The sequence below is a fragment of the Nitrospirae bacterium YQR-1 genome, assembly GCA_039908095.1.
In the GTDB taxonomy this organism is placed as follows: domain Bacteria; phylum Nitrospirota; class Thermodesulfovibrionia; order Thermodesulfovibrionales; family Magnetobacteriaceae; genus Magnetomonas.
Window position 1 is genome coordinate 40,227 of the sequence record JAMOBJ010000011.1, and the last position, 13,369, is coordinate 53,595.

A 13,369-nucleotide genomic window follows, 5' to 3' on the forward strand; every position below is an offset into this window, starting at 1 on the left:
ATGAAAAATAAAATTTCTCTCATACTCTCAACATATAAAAGTGAGGCATATCTCAGATTATTTATGGACTCCATATTAGCACAAAGTGCACCGGATGAGATAGAGCTGATAACTGTCTTAAACGACGCCGGTGAGACAGAAAAAGAAATAATTTCCGAATACGCCGGTAGATTTAAATCCGGCCTGAAAGTGCTTTTTGTTGAGCGCGAGACGCTGTACTGTTCGTGGAACCGGGCAATCAGGGAAGCCACAGGTAATTATATCGGGATAGCCAACGCTGATGACATTCGTACTCCCGAGAGTATCAACCTGCAGCTGAGGGCGCTTGAGAGCTCCCCTGAAGCATTGTTTTGTTATGGGACATTCACGATTGTCAGAAAATTTCCGTCAAACAAGGGTAAAATTATCATACCCATGGACTATGACAGGGAGGAGTTTACAAGAAGTATGATACTGGGACCGTTTTTTATCTGGAGGGCGGACAGAGGCACATCGGCCCGGCTGTACTTTGATGAACAGTTTAAAAGTGGAGGGGATTTCGATTTTGCTATCCGCCTGGCACTGTGCGGCCCCGGAGTAAGAGTGAAAGAAAACCTCGGATACTACTATGACGGCGGGGGGGGCTTAAGCACTGACGGCATAATACAGCCCACAGAGCGAACCGTGATTGATTTGCGTTACGGAATTTTTGATAAAATTCTTTACGATTACCTGCCTGAGGCGTTAAAATATGATACACAACACTTGTTAATTGCAGGGGTATGGAGAGATGCCGGAGAGTTCGTCCCCGACTATGATAATTTCATAAATAACAGGCGTCAAAAATGGTTTGAAAAAGGAATAAGAAACCATTGCCGTAAAAAAAACAGACTGCTGAGTATGCCTCTGCAGGCTAAACAGTATGCCATAAGCATGTGGTCAAAAATTAATAATAGAGGTGCCGTATTTAAATGAAAATCATAGCCCTGCTGCCTGTAAAAAATGAGGCATGGATACTGCCAACGTATTTGTCATCAATAAAACCGGTGGTAGATGAAATAATTGCAATAGACGATAATTCAACTGATAGTTCAAGGGAAATGCTTTTGTCTGCCGGAGCAGTGGTCTTTGATAACGAGGAAAAGGTTAAAACCGGATGGGCTGAGCATTCAATAAGAGTCAAATTGTTGCACTATGGGAGACAAAGAGGAGGTACTCACTTTATATGTCTTGATGCTGATGAGGCATTTACCGGAAATTTTGCTGCAAAAATCCCATATTATCTAAAAATGCTAAATCCCGGACAAAAGTTTTTAATGCAGTGGCTGGCACTGTGGAAATTCCCCTTTTTTTATAGGGACGATACAAGCGTGTGGAGTAATAATTTTAAGGATTTTATGTTTTGTGATGACCGTAAATCAGAGCATGATTATGCATTCTTAGGAGTAGGACGTACTGTCGGCAAGTGTACACCTGAAAACACGATAAAGATATCACCCTCTGAGGGAGCTGTATTTCATTTTCAGTTTGTACCATGGGAAAGGTTTCAGATAAAGCAGGCGTGGTACAGATGTTCGGAATTGATAGAGAGCCCTAAAGAGGCGGTAAGAATTAATTCTGTTTATGCAATAACTAAAGATGACCCCAACGCAAAATTGACGGCAGTTCCTCCTGATTGGCTGGATTGTCTGGATATACCGGAAAACATGAATAACCTGCATGGAGGGTGGTACCTTGATGAAATATTTAATTTTTTTGAAACATATGGAATAAGGTTTTTTGAACCTCTTGAAATATGGCATATCAGTGAATTGAAAAACGAGTTTATAAAACATACAGGCAGAGAACCCAAACCAGTGACCTCACACAATATCCCGACAATTGTGAAGGATAAGTTACGGTATGAATTAAAAAAAGTCAGAAGCATTTTTCGAAAGCAGATATGAAAATACGGGTGGCTTTTATAAAGTTTGGGGGGCTTTCCACAGGCGGCACGGAGAGGTGGCTTCAGATGATGGCTGCAAATCTGCCCCGCAAACGTTTTGTTGTAGATTTCTACTACTGCGATAGTGCGCCTTATATCGGCTCTGATTGGACTCACCCGGACACTGACCCGCAAAGGCTGAAATTTATGCTCGATCATGGGGTAAACTTACGTAAATTCCACGTAGGCTTTAAAGACCTCACAACGGAAACACATCAGTGGGTTGACACTGATTTCCGGGAGATTTTTGATGAAACCCTGTACGATTTAATCCAATGCGCTAAGGCCGGCCCCATGGAATACCCTTTTTATTTAATTAACAAACCGGTAGTGGAATACGTAACTCTTTTAGCAGGCGTTGATCTGAGCCCAAACATCGCCTGGAGCATACACCTGTCACAGTGGCAGCGCATCAGGTGGGCAAAGTGGGGTGGGAATCTGAGCAAGAGCTCCGTGATTCCTATCCCATCATATCCACCGGCCTCTGAGGAAAACCTAAGGGAGGAGCTCGGCATCCCTCCAGGGGCTGTTGTTATGGGATTTCACCAAAGGGTTGACAACAACATTGCAAGCCCTGTTCCGTTAACAGCGTTTTCCCGTCTGCGCAATATAAAGGACTGCTGGTTTATTATAATGGGCGGCGGGGATTTCTACAGAAAGCTGGCAGGGAGGCTCAGCATTGAAAATATCCATTTTTTAGGCCATAGCGGTGACTCACTCAGAATATCCAAATTTCTCAACACTCTGGACATCTTTGCCCACGGCAGAGCAGACGGCGAGACATATGGCACCGTGCTTGCCGAGGCCTTAATTCACGGCAAGCCCTGCATTTCACATCTAAGCACCTTTGGGGCAAACGCCCAACCTGAAACTATGGGTCCCTCGGGTCTCTTTGCTATGGATGTGGATGATTATACCGAAAAACTTCAAACTCTCGTTGAGGACAAACAATACAGAAAAAAACTTGCCGCTAAAGCACTCCCTCATGCAGAAACTTACTTTAACCTGCAATCCGCCGTGAGAAATCTCACAGGTGTTTATAAAAAAGTCCTTGGTCTGGAAAGTAAGAAAAGTAAAAAAAACCAAATCCCTTATTACTACAGCCGGTACGGTTTTCTCTACAGCACCACAGAGCCTGAAAAAACCAACAGTTTTAAACACATTTTAGCAGATAATATTTCCGATGAATTCCCACTTATGGCAGCCGTGTTTCTGCTAAAAGAAGTTGACACTGTTGTAGATGTCGCAGCGGAGGGAAGTTTCTATTTTGCACTGGCTGCAAGCAAAAACAAAAAAGTGCATGTCTTTGAAACCAATGCAAAGGCGCTGTCTTGTTTAAATGAAACAATTCGCTTAAATAACTGGGAAGACACGGTACAAGTGCATGGCTCTACCGATGACCTTACCGATATTAGTAACATTGGATTTATGAAAGTTAAAAATGACAAAGCCGGCCTTATGGTTATTGACAAGGCGGAGGTGATTTTAATGAAACACAAGCCGGTATTTTTTATAGAACCATCTTTTGAACCACTGATGGATGTGCTTATAAGTACATTAATAAAAATACAAGATTTTGGTTATAATATATATGAAGCAGACGAGCGGTCGTTGTCTTATAGAAAATTCAACTGTACAAATATTCACAGCCTTTCAAATACAATTATGTGTATAAACAAGCAAAGCGGCTTAATGCGTGAGCTTCATCTCCGGGCATTTAAAGAGAAAACCATAAGAAATACAAAATTAACGATAAAGAATCTGGCTGAAAAGTTATTAAAAATACCCATATCACGGGATTTAAAAGAGAGGTTATACCCAATATGGACAAAATTACGATTTTAACCGAACCGGTTTTAACTAAAAAAGAACTGCTTATAAAAAATATAAAGCACATATTATTTATCTTAAAGCGACTGATAAGCGGGCAGTCATCGTTTGTACTTCCCCCCAAAAAGCAACCCTACGGCGGTCATTTTGCAGTTACACGAAGTTTGACGGAGGGGTTGAAAAAACTTGGCGCAGATTTCAACTATAACCCAAAACGTGTTAGTGGTATAAACGAAAATGTTGTGGTGCTAAGTAACACTGAGGCGCTAAAACAGTGTATTACTTTAAAGAATCAGCAGAAAATCAAAAAACTTCTTGCCGGCCCTAATCTGTTTATTCTGCCCTCCGATTGCAAGGAACTGATAACCGACCCGGCAGTGGATATTTGCATAGTCAACAGCCTGTGGAACGAAAAGGTTTACATAGAGGACAGTCCTGAGTTAACCGGAAAAACCGCTATATGGCCGGCAGGAGTGGATACAGGGTACTTTAACCCAAAAAAGCCTGCCGATGAGAGAAAGTACGTAATGATTTATGAAAAAAACGGGCCGGGGGATTTAATTGCGCAGTGTAAGGACTTTTTAAGATCATCGGGGTACAGCACCTTAACGGTTAGGTTTGGAAGTTACAGCGTCAGGGAGTTCTCAGAGAATTTGCAAAATTCAAAAGTCTCTGTTTTTTTCAGCCGGTCTGAGAGCCAGGGGATAGCACTTGCCGAGGCATGGGCCTCCGATGTTCCAACACTGGTATGGAATCCGGGAGTTTATACGTTATATGAGAACACCGGCAGGGCAAAAACTGTAAATGTCTCCTCGGCACCGTATTTAACCGCAGAGACAGGGTTGTTTTTCAGGGATTTTGAAAGTTTCAAAGAGGTCTTCTCAGAGTGGGAGAGTTCCCCGGGCGCTTTTAACGCCCGCAGGTGGGTGATAGAGAACATGTCGGATGAGCTTTGTGCGGCAAAGCTGACAAAGTTAATTCATGGTGGAGAGCAGGCGTGATTGTTGTTAAATTAAGGGGCGGCATTGGCAACCAAATGTTTCAGTATGCCATAGGGAGGCGGCTTTCTTTACTCAATAAGGTGCCCCTTAAGTTTGATATCGAAATCTACAAAACCGATATCGGCAGGAAGTACTCTTTGGGTGCATTTGCCATTGAAGAGCACTTTGCCACAGCTCATGAAATCAAACGTCTAAGCCTCTCAGACAAGGGAATTTTTAAAAAAGTCTTTAACCGGTTGCAGGGCAAAAAAGCACAAATGCCGGCCTCTTATTTTTGTGAGAAACAACCGTTTCACTTTGACCCTGAGGTCTTTACGCATTCTGTGCCGCTATACCTTGACGGATATTTTCAAAGTGAAAAATACTTCACTGATATAGAGGCTGTAATCAGAAACGATTTTACTGTAAAAGCACCGCTTAGTAACATAAACAAAGAGCTTCATGCGCTGATAACAGAGACCGGCTCTGTTAGTGTTCATATAAGACGCGGAGACTATGTTACAAGCAAATCAGTTAACAATGAGTTTGGAGTGCTTCCTCTGGATTACTACCGCAAGGGAGTTGAAATCCTTGAAAGTGAAGGAGTAAAGCCGCATATTTTCTTATTCAGTGATGACCCTGTGTGGTGCAAAGAGAATTTTAAAATTAATGTCGCCGTACATTTTATAGAAGCAAATTCACCTGATTGTGCTTACGAGGACCTCCGTCTGATGTCGGCATGTAAACATCACATTATAGCCAACAGTTCATTTAGCTGGTGGGGCGCATGGCTGGGTAATTACGCTGAAAAAAAAGTGATTGCCCCGGCCCGCTGGTTTCGCAGTACCAAATATGACACAAGGGACCTGATTCCCGCAAAATGGAAACTTATTTATACCAAGCTGCATTCATTCGATTAACTTTGCCCGGTATCGTCGAAAGCTCCTTACAGGAGAGGCCGGAGGCTGTCTGTTTTATTTCTCTTCTGTTGAGTCGGTTTTTCTCTTAGGCCGTTTATTGGCTTGCAGTATCATTTTTCTAATCCTTATAGACTGCGGAGTAATTTCCACAAGCTCGTCCTCTTTGATAAACTCAAGGGCATTGTCAAGATTCATAATCTTAGGGGGCACAAGCAACAGTGCATCATCGGAACCGCTTGCCCGCATATTTGTTAGTTTTTTCTCTTTTGTAATGTTAACGTCTATATCGTTTTCCCTGGAGTTTTCCCCGATAACCATTCCCTCATAGACCTGAGTATTTTCTGTTATAAAGAGAGTTCCCCTGGGCTGCAGATGAAACAAAGCATAACCGGTTGTGCGCCCGGGTCTATCTGCAACAAGGGCCCCTGTTTGTCTTTTGCTTATAGGCCCCTGCCATGGCTCATAGCCGTCAAAAATGTGATTTAAAAGACCCGTTCCTCTTGTGTCTGTAAGGAACTGCGAGCGAAAACCGATAAGGCCCCTTGAGGGTATTTTATACTCAAGGCGCACGCGTCCAAAGCCCTTGTTGTGCATCTTAAGCATCCGCCCCTTACGGATTCCTATTTGTTTGGTAATAACGCCTACATAGTCCTCCGGCACATCTATGACCAGCACTTCCATAGGCTCGTGAAGCTTACCGTCTATTTCTTTTGTAATTGTCGTGGGCATGGCCACAGAAAGCTCATACCCCTCGCGGCGCATCATCTCTATAAGAATGGCTAGTTGCAGCTCCCCCCTGCCCATAACCTCAAACGTCTCCATTGCCGAGAAATTTACCCGTATAGAGACATTGTAAAGAAGCTCTTTTTCGAGCCTCTCCCTGAGATTTCTCGATGTTACAAACTTGCCCTCTTTACCGGCAAACGGTGACGTGTTTATGGAAAACAACATGGAAATCGTAGGCTCATCCACCTTTATACGGGGCAGCGGCTTAGGGTTGTCAACACTCGTTACGGTATCCCCTATGGTAATACCGTCTATGCCGGAAAGCGCTATTATATCCCCCGAACAGGACTCTACAGCATCCACCCTCTTAAGTCCGTCAAAGGTGTAAAGTGTTACTATTTTTGTCTTCATCGTCTCATCATGGGCTCTTATTACTGAGACAGTATCTCCAACTCTTATTGTGCCGGAAAAAATACGGCCGATTGCAAGCCTCCCGACGTAATCGTTGTAGTCAATGTTGGTTACGAGTATTTGCAGCGTTTCAGTTCTTTTGTCATCCGGGGGGGATATCCTTGTGACGATAGCCTCAAAAAGTGCCTTCAGATCAGTGCTATCGTCGTTGATATCAGTCTTTGCCACTCCTTTTTTGGCATTAGTGTAAATAATCGGGAAATCGAGTTGTTCCTCTTTTGCGTCAAGGTCTATAAACAGGTCGTATATTTCATCGAGAACCTCTGATATTCTGGCATCCTGTCTGTCTATCTTGTTTATTACGATTATTGGAGGCAGGTTCAAGTCGAGGGCTTTTTTCAGAACAAACCTTGTCTGAGGAAGCGGCCCCTCTGAGGCGTCAACCAGCAGAAGAACACCATCGACCATCTTAAGAGTCCTCTCAACCTCGCCCCCGAAGTCGGCATGCCCCGGTGTGTCCACTATGTTTATCTTAATTGCGTTAAAATGGACAGCCGTGTTTTTAGCCATTATGGTTATGCCGCGCTCACGCTCAAGGTCTATGCTGTCCATCATGCGCTCCTGAAGCCTCTCCGTTAAACGAAAGGTCCCCGACTGTTTAAACATCGCATCTACCAAAGTGGTTTTCCCATGATCTACATGGGCTATGATTGCTATATTTCTTAAATCATCTCTTTTCATAGCATGGATAATAACAAACTTTAATTAATAATGTAAAAAAAATATTTTCCCCCCTTGCAAAAAAAAATAATTTGTTATATACTTATATAGGATGGAAATCAGAAAAGCAGCATTCATCGAGTCCAAAGCGCCTGGTAACCACATATACACACGTTATCCGGTTCCCAGGGTAGGGGCTGTGTTGCTTTCAACCATCCTTACGGCTCAAGGGTATGAGGTGAGGGTATTCATAGAGGACCTTGCCAAAATAGACTGGCAGTATGTTGAGCAGTCTGATATAGTGTGCATATCCACAATAACCCCCACAGCAACGAGGGCGTACAAACACGCTAAGAGAGTAAAGAGCCTGGGAATACCTGTTGTAATGGGCGGGGCGCACGTTTCTTTTATGCAGGAAGAGGCGCTGTCCTATTGTGACTATGTCATCAGGGGCGAGGGTGATGAAGCAATAGTGGAGCTTTTTAACTACCTCGAAAAAGGCTCTCCTGACATTAAAACCATTAAGGGGCTCTCTTACAGAGATAAAGACGGAACTGTCATAAACAATGAATCCAGGCCACTGCTTGCTTCTCTCGATGAGTTGCCTATTCCTGACGTATCGCTGGTTCAGGATTTCGAGAGATCCAGCATATATCCGGTGTCGCTCTCCAGAGGCTGCCCGTTTAACTGCAACTTCTGTTCGGTAATAAGAGTCTTTGGCAGACGCTACCGTTCAAAATCAATAGAGAATTCTCTGGCGGAGATACGTTCAGCAAGCAGCCATCCAAAGAAAAATATTTTTTTCGTTGATGATAACTTTACGGCAAGCAAGAAAAGATCTAAAATTCTAATGCAGGAAATGATAAATGAAAACATGAAAACCGGCTACAATGCCCAGGTACGAACAGATGTAGCAAAGGACCGCGAATTACTTGACCTGATGGCAAGGTCCGATTGTAAGACCGTATATATTGGATTTGAGTCAATAAATCCTAAAACACTTGTTGAATACAACAAGGGACAGGGTTTGCAGGAAATCAAAGAGTGTATAAAAGCGGTAAAAGAGCACGGGATACTAATTCACGGAATGTTTGTCATGGGTGCGGACAATGATGACGTTTCAACGATAAGGCAAACTGCTGACTTTGCCATTGAGCAGGGAATAGATACCATTCAGTTGATGGTATTAACGCCGTTGCCCGGTACGCCGTTTTACAATGATATGCTGTCAAGCGGCAGGTTGATTCATCAGGACTGGGCACGGTTTGACGCACACCACGTCGTCTTTAAACCAAAAATAATGAACCCGCAAACATTGCACATGGAAACGCTGAAAGCGATGGGAAAGTTCTATTCATGGAAATACATTTTCCGGCATATAGCACATTTAGACTTTTTCCATGTTGCAGTAGGGCTCTATGGAAAACAGGCTGTAAAACAAGCTTTGGTGGAAGCAAAAGAGTACCTTAATTTCATTACCCAAATGTTGGAAACTAATAACCTCTCCGAACCAAATGTCTCGATTCGATAAGTCGGCCTCAGAGGCACGCTGAAAGCTCATATCTCAATTTATCTTGGAAATATCCTCCTGAACCTGGATGTTGATGCTGAGAAAGCGCATAACCCATCCCCGGCTGATTAATACCAAGCAGCATTCAATCGTCTAACTTTGTCGGCTTTCTCGAAAGCTCCTTGACGTCTCCCCTTAAGCGGATTACATTATATTTCATTCTAAAAAAAATAATTGGCATAATAGCGCCCAAACTTTATATAATAGTGCGTATTGAAAACAGGACTAAGGGGAATGAGTTGATTTATGATAAAAAGCAAGATACTTGTGCTGGACGATGAGGAAATAGTCCGTATAAGCTGTAAGAGGGTTTTAGAGGGCGAGGGATATGACGTCAGCACTGCCTCCTCAGTCACTGAGGCGATAAAACTCCTTGAGCTGGAAGACTACACTGTTGTAATAACTGACTTATTAATGCCCGACACAGACGGATTTGAGTTTCTTGGAATAATAAAAAACAGATGGCCGTCATTAAGGGTGGTAGTTATGACCGGTTACGGCACTGTCGAGATAACACAGAAATCACTGGAATTAGGCGCTAAAGAGTTTTTAAAAAAGCCCTTTATACCGGAGGAACTCATAAGTGCGACCCTGTCGGCCTGTAACGCCGAGACGGAGTTCTACCTTAACGATGACTTTATGGATATGTAGTATTGTTAATTTCATGCACATACTTTTTTTTAAAAGAAGGGAGGTTTTAAGCCATGGAAAGAGGCCGAATTCTGGTTTTAGATGACGACTCAGTAATAACAATGGCGTGTAAGAGAATCTTAGGCGCTGAGGGCTATGACGTTGTGGTTTCAAACACCGGTAAAGAGGCACTAAACCAGCTCGGCAAAGATGAATTCGACCTCTTTGTCTCAGACGTCCGCCTTCCAGACATAAACGGGATTACCGTGCTTAAAGAGTCCAAAATAATTCAGCCCAAAACCGATGTTGTTATGATTACCGGCTATCCTACTATGCAGGATGCAAGGGAATCTATCAAGCTTGGAGCCTTTGAGTACATAGAAAAGCCCTTTACACCGGAGTTTATGGTAAACATCGCTAAAAAGATTTTTGACAAGAGGGGTTGGGTACTGAGACAGTCTTTTATCAGTGAGTTTAAAGAGTACGTAGTGCCACTGAGGGGTGAAAACCCGCACGTATATTATAAGGAAGGACTATGGGCACGCCCTGTCGGTGATACACTATGGGAGATGGGATGTGACCTCAGAGACCAGATGGCCACAGGGGAGATGATGTATGTGGATTTTATTCAGGACCTCGATGCCGTCAAAAGCGGCGAACCATTTGTAAGACTTATTTCAAGCTCAGGAGGAGTCGTTGAGTTGTTATCCCCCATGAGCGGTGAAATCAGGGAGTTCAATCTCAAAGCCAACGACGTGTTAACCTCTCTTGCCAAAGAACATCTGTCGGAGGGCTGGATGCTGTGGCTTGTCAGAGTAATCCCTATGGAAGTATAGAAATCATCCCGGAGGCATAATAATGAAAGGTAACATTCTGGTTGTTGATGATGACAGTATAATTATTAGAAGTTGCAGAGGTGTCCTGGAGCCTCTGGAGTATAACGTAAGCGGTACAACCAACCCCAGGGAAGCAGTAGAAATGATCAAGGCTAACAACTACGACGTTGTAATAACCGACATGATAATGCCGGGAATTGATGGCTTTGAGCTCATAAAACGCACAAAGGAACTAAAGCCGGAGACCGGCATAATTGCCATGACCGGATATTCTATAAAGGGGACCATAAAGGATACCCTTGAATACGGCATTCTGGATTATCTGCAGAAGCCGTTTTCACCTAATCTCCTTACAGATACGGTGGAAAGAGTTAATAACCTGGTCAGGAAGCTGAAATCACAAGTTGCCATTACCGAGGAGGACGACGTACAGGGAAGCTATAAGATAGATGCGGTAAATGCCCTTATAAAACAATACAAAACTGTGCCGGGCTCTCTTATCACAGTGCTTAGTAAGACACAGGAAATCATAGGCTATCTGCCTCCCGCCATCCAGAGATTAATAGCAAAGGGACTCAGAATTCCCGTAAGTGAGGTACACTCTGTAGTGTCGTTTTATCCCTGCTACACGATGAAAGCACGCGGCAAGCACAACATACGCGTATGTATAGGGGCCGCCTGTTACGCTAAAAGGGCTGATGTAATAGTTCAAAAGCTCTGTGAGCACCTCCAGTTTAACGAGGACAACATAACCGGGGATAAGAAGTTTTCATATGAAAAGGTGCGCTGCCTTGGCGCCTGCGCCTCAGCCCCTGTGATAGAGATTGACCATGACAGCCACGGCACAGTGGATCCTGATAAAATAACAGAAATTCTGAAAGATTATAACTAAGGGGGGCTTTTCTAATGCCACAGATAACAGCAGATGACCTAAAAAACATCAAAGCTGCCCATAAAAACCCTACCGCACGGGCAGCACGTGCCTCCATTATGCTCTGTGGCGGCGCAAGTTGCACTGCACGGGGAAGTTTAAAGATAAAGGAGGCCTTTGAGCAGGAGTTAAAACAAAGGAATCTCGATTCTGAGGTATCCATCTATGTAACCGGCTGTAACGGGTTTTGTACCCAGGCCCCGCTTCTTACCCTCTACCCGGGCGGTATTTTCTACGAATCACTAACGCCGGATGATGTTATTCCTATTATAGAGCAACATTTACTTAAAGGAGAACTTCACTCTAAACGTCTCTACACATTGGGAAAGGACTCGATACCCGCATTTTCGGATATCCCCTTTTTTAAGTTTCAAACCCCCAGAGTGCTGAAAAACAGAGGACTTACAGACCCCAACAGCATTGATGATTATATAGGTAGTGACGGCTACTTTGCCCTGCTTAAGGCTTTGACCAGTCCCACCCCATCAATGGTAATAAACGAGTTAAAGGCTTCCGGATTGAGAGGGCGCGGAGGGGGGGGCTTTCCCACAGGGCTAAAGTGGGAAATTTGCAGGAAAGCCGGCAGCGGCACCGACAGCCGTGATAAATACGTGATTTGTAACGCAGGCCCCATATCAAGAAGCATCTCCGACACCGATCCTCACTCCATCATAGAGGGAATGCTCATAGCGGCCAAAGCGGCCGGCGCATCAAAGGGCTACATTTACATAAGAGAGCCTGAGCACAAATTTATAATCTCCAGAATGAATCATGCAGTGGCAAAAGCTAAAGAATACGGCCTCATCGGCAATAATATTTTAGGCACCGGCTTTGAGTTTGACATGGAGGTTGCAACCGGGGCAGGCACATTTATCTGTGGTGAGGAAACAGCCCTGATAAGCTCTCTTGAGGGCACAAGGGGCTTTCCACGGCCTAAACCGCCCTATCCTGCCGTCAGGGGACTCTGGGGTAAGCCAACAATTGTTGACAATGCCGAGACATTTGCCAATGTTCCCCTGATAATATTAAACGGAGCCGACTGGTTCAGGTCAGTGGGTACGGAGAAATCCCCCGGGACAAAGATTTTTACGTTAACCGGAGAGGTTATCAACAACGGCCTCATAGAGGTGCCGATGGGCACCCCCCTCAAAAATATCGTAAACGACCTGGGGGGAGGGATGAAGAAAAAACGGAAATTCAAAGCCCTTCACATAGGCGGCCCCACAGGCGGATTCATTCCTGAATCTCTTATCGAAACTCCAGCCACATACGAGGGCATAGTAAGTACCGGTGCAATTATGGGCTCCGGTAATATCATAGTTATGGATACCAACACGTGCATGGTAAATGCCGCAATGTTTTCCATGGAATTTGGCAAGGGCGAGTCTTGCGGCAAGTGTTCACCATGCCGCATTGGGACAACTGTAATGTACGAAAAGTTTGTGGATATAACCGAGGGTAGAGGGAAGCCGGGCGATATAGAGATTTTACAGGAAATCGCAACAGAGGTAAAGCGCACTACATTGTGTGGTCTGGGACAGACCTCCCCGCTTGCCGTGCTCACTACGATAAAGTACTTCAGGGATGAGTATGAAAAACATATCAATGAGAAGTGGTGTCCAACAGGCCGCTGTAAGGCTCTTTCCTCATTTAGTATAGATGAAAGCATCTGTACAGGTTGCACATCTTGTGCCCGCAAATGCCCTGTTAATGCCATATCGGGAGAGAAGAAAAAACCTCATCAGATAGACCAGTCTATATGCATTAAATGCAGAACCTGTTTTGAGACATGCACCTTTGGCTCCATCCGCATTCAGGGGCGACAAACCGGTATCAGGGAGGCATCGTAACC

The 13,369-nt window shown here is 44.2% G+C and carries 11 protein-coding genes; 10 read left to right on the plus strand and 1 reads right to left on the minus strand.

All coding sequences use genetic code 11. The features are described from left to right. The 5 genes from H7844_07345 to H7844_07365 are packed head-to-tail and all read left to right on the plus strand — an operon-like array spanning nucleotide 1 to nucleotide 5,693. Nucleotides 1-954, plus strand: a complete 954-nt coding sequence (locus H7844_07345; protein ID MEO5357095.1) for a glycosyltransferase — start codon at nucleotides 1-3, stop codon at nucleotides 952-954. Next, complete coding sequence (locus H7844_07350) at nucleotides 951-1,925, plus strand: hypothetical protein (protein ID MEO5357096.1); 975 nt, start codon at nucleotides 951-953, stop codon at nucleotides 1,923-1,925. Before H7844_07345 ends, H7844_07350 begins: the two co-directional genes overlap by 4 nt. Next, the gene (locus tag H7844_07355) at nucleotides 1,922-3,808 is read left to right on the plus strand and encodes a glycosyltransferase family 4 protein (GenBank protein MEO5357097.1); all 1,887 of its coding nucleotides are present in this window, start codon (nucleotides 1,922-1,924) and stop codon (nucleotides 3,806-3,808) included. The genes H7844_07350 and H7844_07355 overlap by 4 nt, the downstream gene beginning before the upstream one ends. After that, nucleotides 3,787-4,794 carry a hypothetical protein gene (locus H7844_07360; protein MEO5357098.1) on the plus strand — a complete coding sequence of 336 codons (1,008 nt, stop codon included), beginning with the start codon at nucleotides 3,787-3,789 and terminating at the stop codon, nucleotides 4,792-4,794. Before H7844_07355 ends, H7844_07360 begins: the two co-directional genes overlap by 22 nt. Further along, nucleotides 4,791-5,693, plus strand: coding sequence for an alpha-1,2-fucosyltransferase (locus H7844_07365; GenBank protein MEO5357099.1), 903 nt, complete (start codon nucleotides 4,791-4,793; stop codon nucleotides 5,691-5,693). Before H7844_07360 ends, H7844_07365 begins: the two co-directional genes overlap by 4 nt. Nucleotides 5,694-5,747: 54 nt before the next feature. Here H7844_07365 and typA read toward each other — a convergent pair whose 3' ends face one another. Beyond that, a complete protein-coding gene (gene typA / locus H7844_07370; protein MEO5357100.1) occupies nucleotides 5,748-7,571 on the minus strand; it encodes a translational GTPase TypA in 1,824 nt (607 codons plus the stop codon). 91 nt (nucleotides 7,572-7,662) lie between these two features. On the opposite strand from typA, the gene H7844_07375 reads away from it, so the two are divergent. From H7844_07375 to H7844_07395, 5 genes are all read left to right on the plus strand, one after another. After that, the gene (locus tag H7844_07375) at nucleotides 7,663-9,081 is read left to right on the plus strand and encodes a radical SAM protein (GenBank protein ID MEO5357101.1); all 1,419 of its coding nucleotides are present in this window, start codon (nucleotides 7,663-7,665) and stop codon (nucleotides 9,079-9,081) included. 285 nt (nucleotides 9,082-9,366) lie between these two features. Continuing rightward, the gene (locus H7844_07380) at nucleotides 9,367-9,771 is read left to right on the plus strand and encodes a response regulator (protein ID MEO5357102.1); all 405 of its coding nucleotides are present in this window, start codon (nucleotides 9,367-9,369) and stop codon (nucleotides 9,769-9,771) included. Between the two features lie 53 nt (nucleotides 9,772-9,824). After that, on the plus strand, nucleotides 9,825-10,586 hold the full coding sequence (locus H7844_07385) for a response regulator (GenBank protein MEO5357103.1): 762 nt from the start codon (nucleotides 9,825-9,827) through the stop codon (nucleotides 10,584-10,586). Nucleotides 10,587-10,608: 22 nt separating this feature from the next. After that, nucleotides 10,609-11,478 carry an NAD(P)H-dependent oxidoreductase subunit E gene (locus H7844_07390; protein ID MEO5357104.1) on the plus strand — a complete coding sequence of 290 codons (870 nt, stop codon included), beginning with the start codon at nucleotides 10,609-10,611 and terminating at the stop codon, nucleotides 11,476-11,478. Between the two features lie 98 nt (nucleotides 11,479-11,576). Continuing rightward, entirely contained in the window at nucleotides 11,577-13,367 is a 1,791-nt protein-coding gene (locus H7844_07395; protein ID MEO5357105.1) for a 4Fe-4S binding protein, read from the plus strand. Nucleotides 13,368-13,369 lie beyond the last annotated feature (2 nt).